The 18,613-nt window shown below is 63.2% G+C and carries 14 protein-coding genes; 5 read left to right on the top strand and 9 right to left on the bottom strand.

What is annotated here, in order from left to right; genetic code table 11:
• Positions 1-16: 16 nt before the first annotated feature.
• Entirely contained in the window at positions 17-1,681 is a 1,665-nt protein-coding gene (gene pgi / locus ACXAF3_RS15905; protein WP_475113284.1) for a glucose-6-phosphate isomerase, read from the bottom strand.
• A 322-nt stretch (positions 1,682-2,003) separates the two neighbouring features.
• On the opposite strand from pgi, the gene ACXAF3_RS15900 reads away from it, so the two are divergent.
• A complete protein-coding gene (locus ACXAF3_RS15900; protein ID WP_475113283.1) occupies positions 2,004-3,050 on the top strand; it encodes a LacI family DNA-binding transcriptional regulator in 1,047 nt (348 codons plus the stop codon).
• Between the two features lie 146 nt (positions 3,051-3,196).
• On the opposite strand, the gene ACXAF3_RS15895 is transcribed toward ACXAF3_RS15900, so the two are convergent.
• Genes ACXAF3_RS15895 through nagK form a run of 4 tightly spaced genes read right to left on the bottom strand, consistent with a single transcriptional unit; the run spans position 3,197 to position 7,755 of the window.
• Positions 3,197-4,513 carry a sugar MFS transporter gene (locus ACXAF3_RS15895; protein WP_475113282.1) on the bottom strand — a complete coding sequence of 439 codons (1,317 nt, stop codon included), beginning with the start codon at positions 4,511-4,513 and terminating at the stop codon, positions 3,197-3,199.
• A gap of 52 nt (positions 4,514-4,565) precedes the next feature.
• A complete protein-coding gene (gene nagA, locus ACXAF3_RS15890) occupies positions 4,566-5,699 on the bottom strand; it encodes an N-acetylglucosamine-6-phosphate deacetylase (protein ID WP_475113281.1) in 1,134 nt (377 codons plus the stop codon).
• Between the two features lie 21 nt (positions 5,700-5,720).
• Positions 5,721-6,764, bottom strand: coding sequence for a glucosamine-6-phosphate deaminase NagB-II (gene nagB-II, locus ACXAF3_RS15885; RefSeq protein WP_475113280.1), 1,044 nt, complete (start codon positions 6,762-6,764; stop codon positions 5,721-5,723).
• A gap of 43 nt (positions 6,765-6,807) precedes the next feature.
• The gene (gene nagK, locus ACXAF3_RS15880) at positions 6,808-7,755 is read right to left on the bottom strand and encodes an N-acetylglucosamine kinase (protein WP_475113279.1); all 948 of its coding nucleotides are present in this window, start codon (positions 7,753-7,755) and stop codon (positions 6,808-6,810) included.
• A gap of 869 nt (positions 7,756-8,624) precedes the next feature.
• Between nagK and ACXAF3_RS15875 the strand changes: the two genes are divergently transcribed.
• The 3 genes from ACXAF3_RS15875 (at position 8,625) to ACXAF3_RS15865 (ending at position 12,290) form a co-directional block, all read left to right on the top strand.
• Positions 8,625-9,938: a substrate-binding domain-containing protein gene (locus ACXAF3_RS15875; protein WP_475113278.1), complete on the top strand. Its 1,314-nt coding sequence runs from the start codon at positions 8,625-8,627 to the stop codon at positions 9,936-9,938.
• A gap of 114 nt (positions 9,939-10,052) precedes the next feature.
• A complete protein-coding gene (locus ACXAF3_RS15870) occupies positions 10,053-10,919 on the top strand; it encodes a DUF6279 family lipoprotein (RefSeq protein WP_475113277.1) in 867 nt (288 codons plus the stop codon).
• 96 nt (positions 10,920-11,015) lie between these two features.
• Positions 11,016-12,290 carry an aspartate aminotransferase type Ic gene (locus ACXAF3_RS15865; RefSeq protein WP_475113276.1) on the top strand — a complete coding sequence of 425 codons (1,275 nt, stop codon included), beginning with the start codon at positions 11,016-11,018 and terminating at the stop codon, positions 12,288-12,290.
• Positions 12,291-12,560: 270 nt separating this feature from the next.
• Here the strand turns inward: ACXAF3_RS15865 and olsF are convergent, their stop codons facing one another.
• Positions 12,561-14,234 (bottom strand): bifunctional ornithine lipid synthase OlsF, encoded by a 1,674-nt coding sequence (gene olsF / locus ACXAF3_RS15860; protein WP_475113275.1) that lies wholly within the window; start codon positions 14,232-14,234, stop codon positions 12,561-12,563.
• Positions 14,231-15,022, bottom strand: a complete 792-nt coding sequence (locus ACXAF3_RS15855) for a UDP-2,3-diacylglucosamine diphosphatase (protein WP_475113274.1) — start codon at positions 15,020-15,022, stop codon at positions 14,231-14,233. The genes olsF and ACXAF3_RS15855 overlap by 4 nt, the downstream gene beginning before the upstream one ends.
• A gap of 214 nt (positions 15,023-15,236) precedes the next feature.
• Between ACXAF3_RS15855 and ACXAF3_RS15850 the strand changes: the two genes are divergently transcribed.
• Positions 15,237-16,247, top strand: coding sequence for a collagenase (locus ACXAF3_RS15850; protein WP_475113273.1), 1,011 nt, complete (start codon positions 15,237-15,239; stop codon positions 16,245-16,247).
• A gap of 32 nt (positions 16,248-16,279) precedes the next feature.
• Here ACXAF3_RS15850 and ACXAF3_RS15845 read toward each other — a convergent pair whose 3' ends face one another.
• Together ACXAF3_RS15845 and ACXAF3_RS15840 are read right to left on the bottom strand one after the other, a co-directional pair.
• The gene (locus tag ACXAF3_RS15845) at positions 16,280-17,065 is read right to left on the bottom strand and encodes a hypothetical protein (protein ID WP_475113272.1); all 786 of its coding nucleotides are present in this window, start codon (positions 17,063-17,065) and stop codon (positions 16,280-16,282) included.
• Positions 17,065-18,438, bottom strand: a complete 1,374-nt coding sequence (locus tag ACXAF3_RS15840) for a hypothetical protein (RefSeq protein ID WP_475113271.1) — start codon at positions 18,436-18,438, stop codon at positions 17,065-17,067. Before ACXAF3_RS15840 ends, ACXAF3_RS15845 begins: the two co-directional genes overlap by 1 nt.
• Positions 18,439-18,613: the final 175 nt, after the last annotated feature.

The raw sequence follows: 18,613 nt of genomic DNA, 5'->3' as shown, positions 1-18,613 counted from the left end.
CCCTTCCGTTTTTTAATCAGCCGGCAAACTCCAGCGCCGCGGCGCCGGCCTTTGCCCGCTGGTAATAGTCGATCAGGCGCGCGGTGGACGCGTCCTGACTGCTCGATTCGCCGCTCTCCAACTGTGGTTGTAGTGCGGCGGCCAGCCCCTTGCCCAGTTCCACACCCCACTGGTCAAAAGAATAAATTTGTAAAATCACGCCCTGGGCAAATATCTTGTGCTCGTATAGCGCGATCAGCGCGCCCAGCGAATGCGGATCCAGCTTTCGCAGCAGGATGGTGTTGCTGGGCCTGTTGCCGCGGTGCACCTTGAAGGGCGCCAGTCTTTTTATTTCCCCGGCCTCGAGCCCCCGGGCGGCCAGTTCTTTTTCCACCTGCGCCCGGTCGACGCCGTTCATCAGCGCCTGGCTCTGGGCGAACATGTTCGCCAGCAGTGTCTCGTGGTGGCCGGCCAGTGTGTGCCCCGGGGCGACGCTGCCGATAAAGTCCACCGGCACCACCTGCGGGCTCTGGTGCAGATACTGGTAAAACGCGTGCTGGCCATTGATACCGAGCATGCCCCATATTAGGGGGCCGGTTGCGTAGCCCGCCTCCTCCCCCGCCCTGGTGGTAGATTTGCCGTTGCTCTCCATCTCCGCCTGCTGCAGGTAGGCCGGCAACCTATGCAGCGCCTGCTCGTAGGGCAGTATCGCGTGGGCCGGAAAACCCATAAAAGTGCAGTACCAGAGGCTCACCAGCGCCATCAGCACCGGGGCATTCTTTTCCAGCGGCGCCTCGCGGAAATGCCTATCCATACCCGCGGCGCCGTCGAGCAGTGCGCGGAAGCCCTCGAAACCTACCGCAATCGCGATCGGCAGCCCTATCGCCGACCAGAGGGAGAAGCGCCCGCCGACCCAGTCCCAGAAGCGGAATACGCGCTGCGACTCGACGCCGAAGGCGCGCGCCCTGTCCGGGCTGGCCGTCACCGCGACAAAATGCCGCCGCAGCACCTCCTCCCGCGGCGCCAAACTTCCGAACCAACGCAGCGCGCTGCGCGCGTTGGTCATCGTCTCCGCAGTGGTGAAGGTCTTGGACGAGACCACGAACAGCGTGGTCTGCGGATCCAACTTCGCCAGGGTGTCGGCCAACTGGGCACCGTCGACATTGGAGACGAAGTGCACACCCACATCGTCGCGCCGGTAGGCGCGCAACGCCTCTATCGCCATTTCCGGCCCCAGATGCGAGCCGCCGACCCCGAGATTGACCACATCGGTGATACGCCGCCCGGTACAGCCGCTCAGGCCGCCATTATGTAGTAAATTTACAAACTTTTTCAAGCGCGCCAGTTCGGCTTCCACCAGCGCATCGACCGGCGTGCCGCCGATCTCGACCGGCGCAGGCAGGCCGCCGCGCAGCGCCGGGTGCAGAACCGGACGCCCCTCGGTGCGATTGATCGGCTCCCCGGCGAACATCCGCGCGCGCCAGCCCTCGAGATCCGCGTCCCGCGCCAACCGTAATAAATTTACAAGGACTTCGTCGTCGATCAGATTCTTGGAGTAGTCAAACAGGAACTCCGGCAGCTCCACGGAATAGCGCATCGCGCGCGCCGGATCTTCGGCGAAGAGCTGGCGCAGCGGCCGCTCGCGCATGCGCCCAGCCAGGGATTGGAGTCGCTGCCAACTGGAAAACTGGGTAATGGTCATTGAGCCCCCTAGAGTGCGGGCGCCGACGGCGAAAGTCGGACACCGGTTTATTCTTCTCGACGACGCCGGCCGCCGATTTGCGACGATAATGACAGCGTTGTCATTGGCAAAAAAGACTCCCACACAAGGACAGCGCTGTCAATTTAAACTGTAGTAAATTTTCACCGGATCTCCGGCGCGGTATCGGCGCAGTGCGCGGCCAGGCCGATACCGCGCAAAATGACCGCCAATTGCTGGTAATATCCCGCTTTCGGCCGCAAACCTTCGCACCGGCCCGCGCCGGGCGAATGCGGAGGCGCCACAACAAGGACCTGTGCCACAGATGAAAGTCACCATCAACGATGTCGCCGCCCGGGCCGGCGTCTCCATCAAGACAGTTTCCCGCGTTATCAACAACGAGCCTTCGGTACGCCCCGCCACCCGGAAGAAGGTGATGGAGGCGGTGGAAGCGCTCAACTACCAGCCCAACCTGGCCGCGCGCAACCTGGCGGGCACCCGCTCCTACACCATCGCCTTTATTTACGACAACCCGAATGCCTACTATGTGATCGATATGCAAAACGGCATTCTCGAGGCCTGCAAGGCGCGCGGCTACGAGCTGCTGATTCACCCGAGCAATTCCAAATCCGACGCGGTGCACGACGAGCTGAAAAATCTGGTGGAACACTCGAGGATTGCCGGCCTGGTGCTGACGCCACCCTTCTCCGAGACCCCGGCGGTGATAGATACCGTCAAATCGCTGGATGTGGACTATGTGCGCATCGTCTCCGCCGCGGCGGCGGAGGAGGACGAGGAAAACTGCATCCAGATAGATGACAGCGCGGCCGCCTACGACCTCACCCGCCACCTGCTGCAGCTGCAACACAAACGCATCGGCTTCCTCTGCGGCGGCGAGGAGCACGTCTCCACCCACGCCCGCCTGGACGGCTATCGCCGCGCGCTGCGGGATGCAGGTCTGCCGATCGAGGAAGGCCTGATATTGCAGGGCGAATACTCGTTTGATTCCGGTGTCGAGGGCGCCAAGAAACTGCTGCAGTCCCCGAATCCCCCCACCGCCATCTTTGCCAGCAACGACGAAATGGCCGCGGGCGCCCTGTTCGCCGCGCGCCTGATGCATATCGAGATTCCCGAGCAGCTCTCCATCGTCGGCTTCGAGGACAGCCCCTTCTCCCGCCAGACCTGGCCCAAGCTGACCACCGCACACCAGCCCAACAACGAGATCGCCAAGTGCGCCGCGGCACTGGTGCTGAGCAAGGCGCGCGGCAAGGGCGCGACGGAGAGCGGCAAGGCCCACAAGGAGGCGGGAATTGTGCGGGAGTTTACGCCGGAATTGGTGGTGCGGGATTCGAGCGGGCCGGCGCCAAAGTAATTCACAGAGTAGTAGGGGCGAGCCTTGTGTTCGCCCGCACGAACCTACAACTTACTCCCAGCTTTAGGCAAAAAAAGCCCTCACGAGGAGGGCAAAGATGACGAGAACCAACGAGAGAACAACAGACACACGTCAAACCAAAAGCGTTACTTCCAGCTGCGCAGCTTGTGCCCCTTGAGGGCGTAGAAGAGGATATACAGGTAACAGGGCAGCGCGACCCAGTAGCCGCTGCGGGTGTTTTCCGCCATATCCCCCACCTGGCCGAACAGCAGCGGGATAATCGCGCCGCCGGCGATACCCATAATCAGCAGTGCGGAACCCTGCGCGGTGAATCTGCCCAGGCCGTCCAGCGCCAGCGGCCAGACGGCCGGCCAAACCAGCGCGTGCGCCAGCCCCATCAGCGCGACGAAGGTCACCGTGTCGGGCACCACCGGAACACCGGACCAGCCCCAGAGCACAGTCGCGAGCGCGCTACTTTCCGAAGAAGCGAAGACCACGCCCAGCACACACAGGGAGCCGGCGATGGCGGATCCGAGCAGCGCCTGCTGCTGGGAAATAAAACGCGGAATACAGGTGACGCCGATCAGGTAGCCGATCACCATAAATACCATGGTGTACGAAGTGAGCGACGCGAAGTTGGCTACCCCGAGCCCCTCGCCGTAGAGGCCGATGGTGTCGCCGGCAATCACTTCCACCCCCACATAGGCAAACAGTGCCAGCGCGCCCAGCACCACCTGCGGAAACTGCCAGACGCCGGATTTGGGTTCATCGTCCGCGCCGGCCTCCTCCTCGATTTCCGGCAGGCCGGAGAACTTCACCAGCCCCACCAGCAGGAACAGCAGCGCGGCCATATAGATGTAGGGCATCACCAGGCGATTGGCCACTTCGCTCAGCTTGGCCTCGCGCTCGGCCTCGCCCAGCCTGGCGATGGCCTCGGTATTGAAGTCGGCGAGACCGGACAGCACCAGCGCGGTGAACACGATCGGGGCCAGTACGCCGGCACCTTTATTGATGATGCCCATCACCGCGATGCGCGTGGCCGCGCTCTCGGCGGGGCCGACTTTCACCACATAGGGATTGGACGCGGTCTGCAGGATGGTCAGGCCCGCACCGAGGCCAAACAGGGCCAGCAGGAAAACCGGGTAGCTGCCGGTCTGCGCGGCGGGAATAAAAATCAGTGCCGCCACACCCATGATTCCCAGGCCTATGGCCATGCCGTCGCGGTAGCCGGTGCGGCGTAAAATAAAGGACATGGGCAACGCCATCACCGTGTAGGCGATATAGAAGGCGAAGGTCACGAACAGCGCCTGAAAGTCACTCAGGTCGCAGAGAATCTTCAAAAATGGGATCAGGGAGCCGTTCAGCCAGGTCACAAAGCCGAAAATAAAAAACAGCATGCCGATAATCGCCATCGGCAACAGGCTGCTTCTGGACTCACTCCGGGTTGCTATTGCGGTTTCCATAGGAGCACCTTTTTATCGTTTTATCGTTATCGTGGTTATCGAAAGTAATTTTCTACGCCTGCTGCGAAAAAACTTCCCTGCCGCCTATCCAGGTCTTTTTCACCTGCAATTTCTCGTCCAACAGAATCAGATCCGCCTCAGTGCCGATCCGGATGCGCCCGGCATCCCTGCCCAGAAATTGCGCCGGGTACAGCCCCCCCATGCGCAGCGCCTCCTCGACTTCCACGCCGCACCAGTCGCGGATATTGCGCACGGCAGAAATCATATCCAGGTGCGAGCCGGCCAGCTCGCCGGTACTCGAAGTCAATCTGTCGCCCTCCCGGGTCACGACGCGATCGAACAGCGGGAAGCTGGTCTCGTCGCTACCCACCAGGGACATGGCATCGCTCACCAGCATCAACTTGCCGCGCGGCTTGGCCTTCAGCGCCAGGCGCATGGCTTCGGCGCAGACGTGGTGGCCGTCGGCGATCAGTCCGCACCAGGCTTCGTCGCTGATCAGCGCCGTGCCCACCATGCCCGGCTCGCGGGACTGCAGCGGCGACATGGCGTTGTACAGATGGGTGAAACCCGTCGCGCCGGCCGCCAGCGCCGCCGCGGCGGTGGCACCATCCGCATCGGAGTGGCCGAGACAGACCTTCACCCCCAGCGCCACCAGCTTGCGGATATCCTCCGCGGACACGTTTTCCGGCGCCAGTGTGACCACCTTGATGCCCAGGTCGTCGCGGGCGTAGATCGCCAGCTCTCCGTCACTCAGCGGGCGGATAAATCGCGCCTCGTGGGTGCCCTTCTTGGGCCCGCTCAGGTGCGGCCCCTCGAAATGCACACCGATCACGCCGGGCACCCCTTCGCGCAGCGCGGCGCTGACCGCGTCCGCGGCCGCGCGCATCACGGGCAGTTCGTCGGTAATCAGCGTGGGCAAAAATCCGGTGGTGCCGAAGCGCGCATGGGCTTCACTCATCCTGACCAGCGCGTTGACGCTGGGGTCGTTGTTAAACAGCGCGCCGCCGCCGCCGTTGACCTGCACATCCACCAGGCCCGGCGCCAGCAGCCCCTCGAGGCGCTCCGCATCCGCCGGAGCCACGCCGCCCAGGGCCTGGATGCGGCCGTCCCCGCCGATCGTCAACGCCACATCCGGGCGGACCCGTTCGCCGTCAAAGAGCCTTTCCGCTATCAGTGTGCGCCCCACAAGCATCTCCCGCTTCACCGCTCAAACGGTCTGAGTAACTTTCTTCAGGCCGGCGGGCTCGTCCGGATTGATGCCGCGGCTGACCGCCACATGGGCGACGTCGATATAAAAACGCTGCAGTAGCGCCAGCGGCGCCACGCGCGGGTGCACGCCCTTGCTCGGCACATGCAGATTCACCAGGGTGCCGCCGCGGCGGACGATATCCGCTATCTGCCCGCTGTGGGCTTCGAACGACTCGTCCTCGATGGGCACATTGACCACAGTCAGCTTCTGCTCCACCAGGGTTACCGGGCCGTGCAGGAACTCGGCGCTGGAGAAGGACTCCGCGTGGATATTGCACACCTCCTTCAGCTTCAGCGCCAGCTCGCGGGTGATGCCGTAGCCGGGACCGCGGCCGAGCACCACCAGGTTTTTCACATTGGCCAGATCTTCCGGGCGCAGCTGAATCTCGGAATCCACCGCCTCGGCCAGGGTCTGCGGCAGTGCACTGACCGCGCCGAGCAGCCCCTCGTCCCGGGTCCAGTTGGCCACCAGCTGCAGCACCGCGGACAGGGTGGCGAGGTAGCTCTTGGTGGCGGCCACGGCCTTTTCCGGCCCCGCCTTCAGCGGCACCATCAGGTCGACGACCTCCTTGATCGGCGCGCTCTCGTCGTTGACCAGCGCCACCGTATAGGCACCCTGCTCCTTGGCCATTCTGGCCTGGGCCAGTATGTCCGGGCTGCGGCCGGACTGGGAGATCACCAGCACCAGCGCGCCCTCGAGCTTCAGCTTGCGCCCGTAAACGCTGGAAACCGACGGCGCCGCCGCGAAGGTGGGCGTGCCCGTCTCTATCTCGATCAGATATTTGGCGAAGACGCCGGCGTGGTCGGAGGAGCCGCGCCCTACGATCATCACAAACCTGGGCGGTTCGCGGCGCAGGCGCTCGCCCAACTGGGCCATGGTGTCGGCGTTGCTCTGCAATTGCTCGGCGATGCGCTCGGGGGCCTCGCGGGCTTCGCTTTCCATCACGGTGGTGGCCATACCGCTATCTACCTGTGTTGCCTCGGCGGGAGTTACTGCAGTCATAAAATCTCGGGTTCCATTTTCCAAGCGGGCGCCCCTGCGGGCCTTACCCGAACAGGGCTTTTGAATCGGCTTCCTGAGCGGCCGGGCCGGTTTCGCCGGCCTCGCGCGCCAGGGACTGCTGGGCGAAGTAGACACAGCCGATCTCCGGCGCATCCAGCGGCTCCGCCAGGCGCTCCACCACATGGGGCGCCAGCCAGGCGCGCAGGCGCGGCGCCAGGCCGCCGATCATCGACAGGCGCGGCGGCTTCAGCTCCATCAGCTTGTCCGCCAGGTCGCTGATATAGGCCGCGCCGTCGCGCACTATGGCCACCGCCACCGGGTCGCCGGCCTCGGCGCACTCGATCACCGGCACCGCCAGACGCGCATAGTGGCTGGAGGACTTGCCGCCGATCTTCTCGAACACCTCGTTGGCATCCCCGGCGTCCAGGGCCTTCAACACCTCCCCCTTGAGGCGGGAATCCTCGGCCAGGCCATCCAGGGCCATCAGCACATACTTGACCGCCTCCATACCCATCCAGGCGCCGCTGCCCTTGTCCCCGTGGGGGAAGCCGTGGCCGCCGATCAGCTTGCTGCGACCTTCGACCCAGGCGTAACCGCAGGAGCCTGTGCCGGCGATGATGACGGCGCCGTCGCCGCCGCGATGGGCGCCGAGACAGGCGGAGTGCTGGTCGGTGGTGAGGTACAGCTTCTTGAAGGGATGGGCCCAGGAGGCCATTTCACTGTAGAGGCTCGGCATATTGACGCCGGCGAGGCCGGCGCCGGCCACCAGCTCACCCAGGGTCTCCGGGGGCAGTTTGGCGTCAGCCAGGGCCAGGGCGGCGGAGCGCACTATGGAGTCGATGGTCTGGGCATAGCCGTGCAGTGGGTTGGCAGGTCCGGCAACACCGGTACCGAGGACGCGACCGCCCGCGTCCACGATAGCGGCCCGGCACTTGCTGCCGCCGCCGTCGATACCAATAAAAAGTGTATCCCTGTCTCTCAAAGCAACCATCTGTACCGGCCTCTAAGATTTTGTATTGTTATGTGTCTTTACCGAGCTTCCCACTAGGGAACCTCTGAATAATTCCGCAATGCCTCTGCGGGCCCTGAAGGCTGCAGCTGCTGTTAGGCGCAGCTCGCCGCGAATGGTCCGGCCCTTTGCAAGAGCTGCAACGCCGCAGATGCGGCCTTCAGGGCCCGCCCTGCGGGGCTTGCAGAGCGATCCACACCCTGCGTTGCGGCTTCTTGAAAGGTCTAGACATTCCTGCGAAGCCGCGCCTTGATTGTGAACCGCTCTGCAAGCCAGAGGTATCGCGGAATTATTCAGAGGTTCCCTAGATTTCCCCCGGGAAACCGGCCGGCGCCAGAGGGCGCCAGTGCCAATATGGGAGGAATACTACACCAGAAATGACAGCGTTGTCATCTCATTTTCCAAAAAAATGCCAGTGGAAGGACCGGCGGGCACAGCTGCCCAAAAAACACACAACTAACCTGTGACGACACAAAGTATATAGGCGGATTCGCATTTCGCCCACCGACGCCCCGGGCCCCGCCCGGCGGCTGGCAAGGGCGTCGGCGACCCGAGACCCCGACTCCGCGGTCCCACTGAAATATTTTTGTCATATTTATTTGCGATAAAGCCCCCACCCAGAATGGCGCCGTCCACACTCTGCGAACTCGCCTTCCGCAAGCGACATCACTGCAGCCCGCGGCACTCCGACTATGACAGCGACCAGGTTCGTTGCAAAAAACACCAATACACAACCGCGCGACCGGTCACAGGCCGGCGCGATCCCGTGAAATGGCGGCAGATCCGTGCATCTGCGCCGGTATTTTGCGGGCGATCATCAAATACAAGGTTATCGAAATGGGGGCTTATCCATGCGCGCTTTGTTGATTGCGCTTCTGTGTTGCCAATTGTTGGGCCTGCCGGCCCAGGCGGCGGAAACCAAAACACTCTTCCGCCTGACCGGATCCAATACCGTCGGCGCCGAGCTGGCGCCGCTGCTGGTGAAAGGCTACCTGCAAAGTCTCGACGCCAGCGATATCGCGCAGCGCAGCGCCGGCGAGCGCCACTGGATCAGCGCCCGGCTGGAGGGCCAGCCGGTGGAGGTCCCCATTGTCGCCCTCGGCTCCAGCACCGGCTTCAAGGCCCTGGACAACGACAGCGCCGATATCGCCATGGCCTCACGCCGGGTCAAACAGAAGGAGGTGAAGCTGCTGGCGCGCTTCGGCGACCTCTCCGGCGCCGAGGCGGAGCATGTGATCGGCCTGGACGCCCTGGTCGTGGCGGTGCACCCAAGCAACCCGATCACCCAACTCACGCTGGCGCAGCTGCGGCAGATCTACAGCGGCGAGATAGTGAACTGGGCGGAACTCGGCGGCGCCGACCTGCCGATACGGCCGCTGCACCGGGACGGTGAATCCGGCACCCGGGCCACGTTCGACGAAGAAGTATTCGGCACCGGCCTGCCGCCGGCACCCCGCGCCCGCGTCTACGAAGTCTCCGGCAACGCCGAGACCCGCCACATAGTACAGCGCCAGGCGGGCGCCATCGGCTACCTGCCCTTCGCCGATGCCGAAGGCGTGAAAAAGGTCGCGATCAAGGCCGGCGATCTGGCCGCCGTGGTACCGGACCGCGGCATTATCGCCACCGAGGACTTCCCGCTGACACGGCGGCTGTACCTGTACAAGAATCCCGGCCGCTACAAGCCCCATGTGGACGCCTTCCTGCACTTCGTCGAGTCGCCGCAGGGGCAGCAGCTGGTGGCCGAATCCGGCTTTATCAACCTGACGCCGGTGACACTCAAGATGGCCCCCTACCCCAACGCGCCGCAGGCCTACCGGGAACTGATGGAGAGGGGGGAGCGGCTCAGCATCTCCTTCCGCTTCGCCGACGGCAGCTCGGAGCTGGACAGCCGCGCGCTCAAGGATCTGCGCCGCCTGAAGGCCTTTGTCGCGACGTCGGAGCGGGACCTGAACCTGACCCTGGTGGGCTTCTCCGACCGGAAGTCCAACAGCAATATCTCCGATATCATCTCCCGCTTTCGCGCCCTCAAGGTACAGGGCGCGCTGCTGCGGGAGCACCAGTTGGGCGACAGCCGCATTCTCGCCCTCGGCGCCTTCGCCCCGCTGACCGCCGACCGGGAACGGGCGCCGGTCAAAAACAGCCGCGTCGAGGTGTGGATAAACTAGGAACCTCTGAATCACTCCACAGCCTCTCTGGCTTTCATAGGTTCCCTCGGCCCTTGTCTATAGTGAGAATTGGCCCGTCATAGTTTGGCGGCCGGATTTCACAGGGAAGGACGGATGGCGACGGCGGAACCTCTGAGACGGATACTGGGCGCGGCGGCGCTGGTTTCCACACTGCTGCTGTTCGCCAGCTGCTCCAGCATCCAGTTCGCCTACACCCACCTGGACCGCTGGATGCGCTGGCAGATCGACGACTATGTGGATTTCAGCGGCGCACAGAAGGCTCAGCTCAAGGCCGCCCTGGACAGTTTCCACGCCTGGCACCGCCAGACCCAGCTACCCCATTACGCCGATTATCTGGAACGGCTTGCAGACCGGGTCGAACAGGGCCAGCTGCAGCAGCTGGAGCTGGAATCGGTGGAGGGTCGGCTGCAGGAATTTCTGCATACCGCCAGCGTGCAGCTGTACGACCTGCTGCTGCCGCTGGCCGCAACCCTGAGCGATGTCCAGATAGACCAGCTGCAGCGGACCCTGGACGAAAAGCGCGAGGAATCCCTGCAGAAATGGCAGAAGTCACCGGAAAAAATCCAGCGCCGCAGGAAAAAGCAGATACGCAGACAGAGCGAGCGCTGGCTCGGCTCCCTGAGCGAAGAACAGGAGCAGCTGATCACCGCCTGGGTGGCCCAGGTGGAATACAACCCGCTGCTGCGCGACCAACAGCGGCAGGTCTGGCAGGCGCATTTTATCGACCTGCTGCGCCGCAAGCCGGACGGCTACCTGGAAAAGATGCGCGACCTGATGCTGAACCCGCAGCAGCTGTGGCCGGAGGACTACCGGCAGATGCAGGCGCGGCGCGAGCAGCAGGCGCGCGAACTGGGTGAAAAAATCCTCGCCAGTACCACCGAGCAGCAGCGGCTGCACCTGACCAGAACCCTGCGCGAATACGCGCGGGACTTCCGCACCCTGGCCAGCCAGTCGCCGTGAGACTATTCCCCATCCGTTTTTGCCCATAGACAGCTGACGAATCCCGCCCCCGGCTGCTAAGCTCGCCGCTTCCATACACCAGACAGGGGGATCACCGTGCGTATCGACTCCGCTACACGCGATCAGTTGCAGGAATGGGAAAAAGAGCTGAGCGCGCAATACCAGCGCATCTGCCAGCACGAATTGAGTCTGGATATCACCCGGGGCAAACCCTCGGCGGAGCAGCTGCACCTGTCGGATGGGCTGGACGGCATTCTGAACGGCGACTACCGCGCGGCAGACGGAACCGATACGCGCAACTACGGCGGCCTGGAGGGGCTGATCTGCGCCCGCGAGCTGGGCGCGGATATCCTGCAGGTGCCCACCGAGGAGGTGATCGCCGGCGGCAACAGCTCCCTGAGCCTGATGTACTGCGCGGTGCTGACCGGCTACCTGTTCGGTTTCGCCGGCAACCCGCCCTGGCGCGAACTGGCCGCCCCCAAGTTTCTGTGCCCGGTGCCGGGTTACGACCGCCACTTCTCCATCTGCGAGCAGCTGGGCATCGGCATGGTCAATGTGCCCATGACCGACACCGGCCCGGACATGGACGCGGTGGAGGAACTGATCAGAACAGATAGGGACATCGTCGGTATCTGGTGCGTGCCCAAGTTCTCCAATCCCACCGGCGTCACCTACAGTAGGGAGACCGTCGAGCGCATGGCGCAGCTGGGCCATATCGCCAACCCCGGCTTCCGCATCTTCTGGGACAACGCCTACGCGATCCACGATCTGGGCCAGCAGGTAAACCTGCACAGCATCCGCGCCGCAACCGTGGAAAACGATACCGCCGACTCGGTGATCCAGTTCGCCTCCACCTCCAAGGTCACCCACGCCGGCGCCGGCGTGGCCTTCGTCAGCGCGAGCAGAGACAACCTGGCGTCGCTGAAAAAACAGATGCAGGCCATGACCATAGGCCCGGACAAGGTGAACCAGCTGCGCCACTCGCGCTTCTTTGCCGAGTTCACCATGCTGAAGGCGCATATGCAGAAGCACGCACAGATACTGCAGCCGAAATTCGACTGTGTGCTGAATCACCTGCAGAGCGCCTTCGGCGATTCGGACCTGGGCGAATGGGAAAAGCCGCAGGGCGGCTACTTCGTGTCTTTCAATACCCGCCCCGGCTGCGCCAGCGCGGTGGTGCAGCTGGCCGCGGACGCCGGTGTCAAACTGACCCCGGCCGGCGCCACCTTCCCCTACGGCAAAGACCCGCAAGACCGCAATATCCGCATAGCGCCCAGCTTCCCGCCGCTGGAGGAACTGGATACGGCCATGTCGGTGTTTGTGTTGTGCGTGAAGCTGGCGAGTGTGCGCAAGCAGTTGGAAATGCTGTAAGCGCCGAGCGGAAATATCCCCTTGTAGGAGCGGCCGTTGGCCGCAATCGATCTCACAGTCATTCGGCAATATTGATCGCGGCCAACGGCCGCTCCTAGCAGGTTGTTGAAAAAGGCCATCCCGGCCTTTTTCCCCCGGGTTTGCGGCGCATGTCCGCAAACCCTCCGCGACAAATCAAGCACTTGCGCGCTTGATTTGCGACCGGGCCGTCCCTGGCCCGGACTGGCAGGCTGTTTTTCAACAGCCTGCCAGATAGGATAGGGGTTTCTATCAGGCGCCGAGATAGCGCCGGGCGAATTTCGGATCCACCTGCTCCAGGTCCACCACCACCAGGCCGTCCACCGAATCGCAGAAATCCGGATCCACGTTGAACGCGTGAAAGCTGGTGCCGCCGGGCCTGGTCACCGCGGTGTACTTCTTGAACAGCGGCGGCAGCATCACGCCCTCCTCCTTCAGTATCCGCTTCAGTTGCACCATATCCTCGCCGGCATCGCCGCAGAGCGCCGGCAGGTCCTCGCGCGCCTCCGCAAACGGCAGGCGCGCGTCGCCGAGCGGCTTGTCGGTAGCGAAGTGGTGCAGGAAGTAGCGCACTATGGCCGACTTGGCGCGCGCGGAAAAAGTGCCGGGCATGGACACGGGGCCGAACAGGTAGCGCACATTGTTGCGCGCAATCCACTGGCCGATACCACACCAGAGCAGGTCCAGGCCGCGGCCGCGCCAGTACTCCGGCAGCAGGAAGCTGCGCCCCAGCTCCGCGGAGTCCGGCAGGCTCTGCCGGGGCGGGCGCGGGTAGTTGAACAGGGTGCTGCTGTAGATCTGCTCCGGCGCCAGGCTGTCGGTCTTCGCCAGGCGGTAGGCGCCGGCGATCTGCCGGCGTTCGCCATCCCACAGCAGCAGGTGGTCGTAGTGGGCGTCGAAGGCGTCCCAGTCGCGGCTCCGGCCGGTGCCCTCGCCCACGGCCCGGAAGGCGACTTCGCGCAGCCGCGCCAGCTCGCGCATCGCCGGGCAGTCGACCCGCTGGCGGTACAGTACAACGGAGAATCCGCCCTGCGCCACCAGGGTGTCGCAGCTTTCGATCACCGCGGCCACTTCCTCCACCGGCTCGGCGGCGGCGATGGGCTCCGGGCCCAGCGGGCGCGGGGACTTGTGCAGCCGGTACACATGCCGGCGCCAAAGGGCCGCCTGGGCGCGCGGCGTCAGTGGCCAGTTGCGGAAGTGCGCCGCCTCCACCGGGCTGCCGATACGGATATCGATGCTGCGCCTGGTCTGCTTGAACATCTCGCGGATCAGCCACAGGGTCGACAGCGGCTTGTTGACCATCGACAGGCCGTAGAACCAGAGGGAATTGCGCCCGCGCACCTGCACCGGCAGTATCGGCGCGTTGGTTTTTTCCGCGAAGCGGGCGAAGCCGGGATTCCAGCGCCCGTCGCGCACCCCCTGGGGGGTGAGCCGGGAGACCTCGCCGGCGGGAAATACGATGACGGCGCCGCCGCCGTGCAGGTGGCGGTAGATGCCCTCGATGTCGCCGCGGCGGGTGCGGCCGTTGAAATTGTCCACCGGCAGCAGGTAGGGGCGCAGCGGCTCGATATTCCACAGCAGCTGGCTGGCGACGGCGCGCACGTCCCGGCGCACCCGCGCCACCATATCGATCAGCGCCAGGCCGTCGAGGCTGCCCAACGGATGGTTGGAGACGATCACCAGCGGCCCCGCCGGCGGTATCCGCTCCAGCTCCGACGGATTCAGGTCGTAGCGGAAATCGAAGTGGGCAAAAATCTGGCGGATAAAATCGAGACCGCCCAGGTGCGGGTAGAGGCGGCCGAACTCCTGGATCCGCTGCTCGCAGCAGATTTTCTTCAGGGCCGCGGACACCAGTTTGCGCGTCGGCCTTTGCGGCGCCGCGCTGTACCAGGCATTTTTCTGCAACAGGTTTTCCAGCTGGATCATGCCGCCACCGCCTCGGTCATGATGCGCGCTATCTTCGGCGCGCGGTGCCAGTGCAGCAGCTCCAGGCTGCCATCGTGCCGCTCGACCACCGCGCTCATCGAGTCCACCCAGTCGCCGCAGTTGGCGTAGGTCAGGCGCCCTGCGCCGGCGCCGCTGTGGCGGATCGCGGCGCGGTGGATATGGCCGCAGACCACGCCGTCGAGGCCGCGGCGGCGCGTCTCGCGTATCGCGATCTCCTCGAAACTGTCCATCAGGCGCCTGGCCGCCTGCATGCGGTTTTTCACATGGTTGGCCAGCGACCACCAGGGCTTGTCAAAGCGGCCGCGCCAGTAGTTGATCCAGCGGTTCAGGCGCAGCATCAGGTAATAGCTGTGGTCGCCGATGTGGTAGCTGATGGGGTTGATATTGATCTGATGCTCGAACTGGTCGCCGTGGGTGACCCAGTAGCGTTTGCCATCGCCCGCCGTGTGCACCCACTCGCGTTCGATGCGGATATTGCCGAGGCTTTTACCTGCCCAGCTGCGCATAGGCGCGTCGTGGTTGCCCGGCACATAGATGACTTCCGGGGTCTGGCTGGAGAGCTCGGAGAGCATGCCGAGCAGTAGGCTGGAGTCCCGGCACCAGCTGCCCTTGCCCTGGGCCAGCGCCTTCATATCGAAGATATCGCCGACCAGGTAGACGGTGTCGGCGCGATTCTGGGCGAGGAAATCCGCAAGGCGCTGCGGTTCGCTGTCCCTGCTGCCCAGGTGCACATCGGAAATCCACAGTGCGCGGTAGCGGTTGCTCATAGCAAAGCCCCAATGATTCGTTGGGCAAACTTTGCCTCAGCTTTCTTACAGGAAAGCGGCTGTTTATTGAAGCTTATATTGCAGCAGTCGAGAAATCTGTCGCGCAATCCCACACATTTTATATTGCACACAATAAAAACAAAGTGTAGCTTTATTTTGCTTTAGCACCCAATAACAAAAATGAACTCCACAACAATAACGACAGGAACCCGCTATGTTGCAACCCACTCTCCGCGACAATTCGTTCGCAAGATCCACCCCCACAGCAAAATGCAGTCTCGCCGCACTGGTCCTGGCCGCCCTGACAGCTACCGCCGCCGCGGCGCCGCCCAATGGTGGCGGGGGCGGCGACGCCGATATCGATCAGGTACTGCCAATCCAACACACCTGCAGCAGCACCCTGCGAATACGCGCCCAGGACATGAGCGGCAGCCAGCTCAACGATACCTGTGCCAAGCTCACCGCCAAGGAGACATTGTTCCACCAGCGGCTCCAGACCGGGGAGGTACCGGTGCCGGACGACTACAATACCGACCTGCGTGTGGTCGTGTTCGACGATTACAACCAGTACGACTCCTACGGTTACGATCTCTTCGGTATCAACACCAATAACGGCGGTATCTATTTAGAGGGCAACCCGGCCGATCCGAGCAACCAGGCCAGCTTCTACGCCCACGAGGCTTCCTGGCTGCGCCCGGAGTTCTCCATCTGGAACCTGGAGCACGAATATGTCCACTATCTGGACGGGCGCTTTGTCTCCTACGGCGGCTTCAACCACTACCCGGGCAATATGGTCTGGTGGGCTGAGGGGCTGGCGGAATATCTGTCTCTCGGCAACGACAATCCCGACGCCATCAACCTGGCGCGCAACTACAAGCCGCGCCATCGCAAACCCAGCCTGGCGAAGATCTTCGACACCACTTACAGCGACAAGGTGGACCAGGTCTACCGCTGGAGCTACCTGGCGATCCGCTTCCTGTTCGAGCGCCACTACGACGAGGTGATCGCCATGACAAACTCGCTGAAAAGCAACGACTTTGGCAGTTACAGCAGCTACCTGAGCAGTTGGGAAAGCCGCTACGAGAGCGAATACCAGGCATGGCTGTCCGCCCTGATCGCCGGTGGCAGTTCGGGTGGCAGCTCCGCGGAGCGGAAGGGCAAGCGCGATCTGATGCTGCAACAGCACTCGGAAGCCGAGGCCAGGAAACGCGGCCACAACCGCTAGCCCGAAAGGAACGGCGGGCCCCCAGAGGTTCCCTAGTTCCTGACCCTTTCAATCTGTTCAAAGCGGGAGACGCTGGCCAGGTAATCCTCCCAGCTGCTGGCCAGCTCGTCGGTCTGGTAGCGCTTGTATTTCTCCCGGTCCAGCCAGAAGACTTTAGTCCGCGCGCGGCGCAGGTCGATCGCCGGCAGGCGCTCGATCGCCTCGGAGCCGCTGCTGAACACGGAGGCGGACCTGGAGTTCTGGATCATATCGCTGACTATGGTCAGGTTGACTTCCCCCGCGCGCAGGTCGATCCGCTCCAGCGACGCCAGGTCCGACAGGGCCTCGTAGATGGGGGACACCTCCTGTTCGCCGGCGGCCACGACGGAGGCAATGGCCCGCTCAAACGGTTCCCGGAACCTGTCCCGGTACAGCTTTTCCACGAACAGGCGGTTGGAAGTCAGCGCGTCGACATCGCCGGCGGCCTTCGGTTTGCACAGATCGACCACGGGCTCGGACAGGCCGTGATAGCGTTCATCCAGTACGAATATCGTAAAGCGATCATTCGCCCTCGAGCCTTCCAGCAGGCTCGACAGGCGGCTGTGCAGAAACCTGCGCTGGTAATCGGACAGCGCATCCGACACATCGATGATAAATATGTTGTGCGCAGACCGGGGGAGGCGTTCGTTGCACAGTGTGATGCTGTCGTAGTCGCGCTCGGGCGAGTGGATCTTTGTCACCACCACGAAGACGAGACACAACAGGACCAGTGCGCCGGCGATAAATATCGCGATTCCGCGCTTGTCCTCCGCTGACAGACGGCCCGGAGAAGTTTTCATCACAGCCCGCCCAAACCGTTTTCCCGCTCGATCTTTGCGATCGCCGCGCGGATATCCTCCTGGAACTCACCCCACTTTCCGCTGACCAGCTCCATCGCATCCGCGTACTCCCGGTCGAGCTCCGCCATCACCTGATCGAAGTAGGCGAGATCCTCCTTGTGCTGTTCCAGCCCCACGGTGTTCAGCTTCGGCAGCTTGTCCAGCTCGAAGCGCAGCAGTTCGCCGAAATAGGCCGCCCGCCGGTTCATCATTCTGGCCGAATAGGACTGGTAGTACCTGACCAGTTCATCCAGCAGCCCCTGGGCCTTGACGATATCCTCCTCGTACTCGCGCCGAATATCCTCGCTGCGGTCGATACTCGACTTGAAGCCGATGTACTGAGAGCGGATCGCCTTCTCCCGCTCGGAGAGCGCCCGCTGGGCCTCCTCAACCACTGCGCCGATTTCCTCAAAGGCCGCGGAGCACCCCCTGATCCAGCGCTCCCGCCGCTCCCTGGCCCTGCGCGCGACCGCGGTGTAGCCCGGATAGTGGTCCTCGACGATAAAAAACTTGGCCGTCAGCAGTATCAGCGCCATGCCACTGACAATGACCATGATCCAGGAGTTGAAATCGTGGATACCCAGCGGGGCGCCCCACAGGTTCATGACCGCGACCTTGGAAGCCGTGAACGGGTGCAGCTCCAGCGCCTCGCGGTAGTGGCCGACGCCGAGAATAAAAAATACGGATATCGCGCCGACAAACACGAACAGTCCCAGGAACAGCGCTTTGCGCAAGGCGCTGATATGGAAACTCTGGCGCAGCGCGAAGGCGGCAAAGGCGGCGAGGCCCAGGTTGACCAGGGAGATGATCAGCGCCTGGAAGAAGCCGCCGACGAGCCCCAACTCGCTGCCCTTCGCCAGGAAGAAGGCGTTCAGGGCCGTCTCGACGATAACGATAAAGAACACCACCGAGTAGTGGAGTATCCGCGACTCGCGGTAGACCGCCTCCCGGGTCAGGCCGTTCCTGTGCCGGAAGCTTTCCAGATCCATGCGGGCAGTGGAAAAGTCCCGCGCCAGTCTCTGCAGCTCCCGCACGATGGCGGAGAATTTAGCGGAAACCTGTTTGTTGAGTGTGGCCTCGGTATTCTTGATCTGCTGGTACAGCTGGCGGATCTCGACTTCGCCGCGGGTATCCGCCTGCGCGTCTATCTCCTCCTGGCGCCCCTGGTGCACCCTGCCGATGATCTCCCGGACCACATAGGAGCGGAGGCTCTCCTCGCTTTCCGTGTGGCTGTTTCGATCTATCTCCGGAATACCAGCCTTCACGTCGCGCTCCACGCGCTCTTCAATTTTCAGTGCCGAAATAGCAGCCCTTGTCGCTGGTATAGAGCTCATTGCACTCACCTAAAAAAACATCCAAATCCTTTTAGGGAACCTCTGAATAACTCCATAGCCTCTGTCCCCCTGTGTCAGCATAGATGTCGCGCCCACTTTTTAATCAACAGTGTATGAGGGGGCGGTAATCGAGTGGAAAATGCCGCGTTACAGTGAAGGCTTCAAAGAAAGAGCC

The sequence above is a fragment of the Microbulbifer sp. ABF4_143 genome, assembly GCF_056160225.1.
The sequence above is the reverse complement of the archived record's forward strand: the minus strand, read 5'-3'. Positions and strand labels throughout refer to the sequence as shown.

Excerpts from the sequence above, each read along its gene's own strand:
- ACXAF3_RS15900 (WP_475113283.1), top strand. The coding sequence starts at position 2,004 with ATGAAAGTCACCATCAACGATGTCGCCGCCCGGGCCGGCGTCTCCATC.
- nagB-II (WP_475113280.1), bottom strand. The coding sequence starts at position 6,764 with ATGACTGCAGTAACTCCCGCCGAGGCAACACAGGTAGATAGCGGTATG.
- ACXAF3_RS15850 (WP_475113273.1), top strand. The coding sequence starts at position 15,237 with ATGTTGCAACCCACTCTCCGCGACAATTCGTTCGCAAGATCCACCCCC.
- ACXAF3_RS15895 (WP_475113282.1), bottom strand. The coding sequence starts at position 4,513 with ATGGAAACCGCAATAGCAACCCGGAGTGAGTCCAGAAGCAGCCTGTTG.
- ACXAF3_RS15875 (WP_475113278.1), top strand. The coding sequence starts at position 8,625 with ATGCGCGCTTTGTTGATTGCGCTTCTGTGTTGCCAATTGTTGGGCCTG.
- ACXAF3_RS15840 (WP_475113271.1), bottom strand. The coding sequence starts at position 18,438 with ATGAGCTCTATACCAGCGACAAGGGCTGCTATTTCGGCACTGAAAATT.
- ACXAF3_RS15870 (WP_475113277.1), top strand. The coding sequence starts at position 10,053 with ATGGCGACGGCGGAACCTCTGAGACGGATACTGGGCGCGGCGGCGCTG.
- nagK (WP_475113279.1), bottom strand. The coding sequence starts at position 7,755 with ATGGTTGCTTTGAGAGACAGGGATACACTTTTTATTGGTATCGACGGC.
- ACXAF3_RS15855 (WP_475113274.1), bottom strand. The coding sequence starts at position 15,022 with ATGAGCAACCGCTACCGCGCACTGTGGATTTCCGATGTGCACCTGGGC.
- olsF (WP_475113275.1), bottom strand. The coding sequence starts at position 14,234 with ATGATCCAGCTGGAAAACCTGTTGCAGAAAAATGCCTGGTACAGCGCG.
- ACXAF3_RS15845 (WP_475113272.1), bottom strand. The coding sequence starts at position 17,065 with ATGAAAACTTCTCCGGGCCGTCTGTCAGCGGAGGACAAGCGCGGAATC.
- pgi (WP_475113284.1), bottom strand. The coding sequence starts at position 1,681 with ATGACCATTACCCAGTTTTCCAGTTGGCAGCGACTCCAATCCCTGGCT.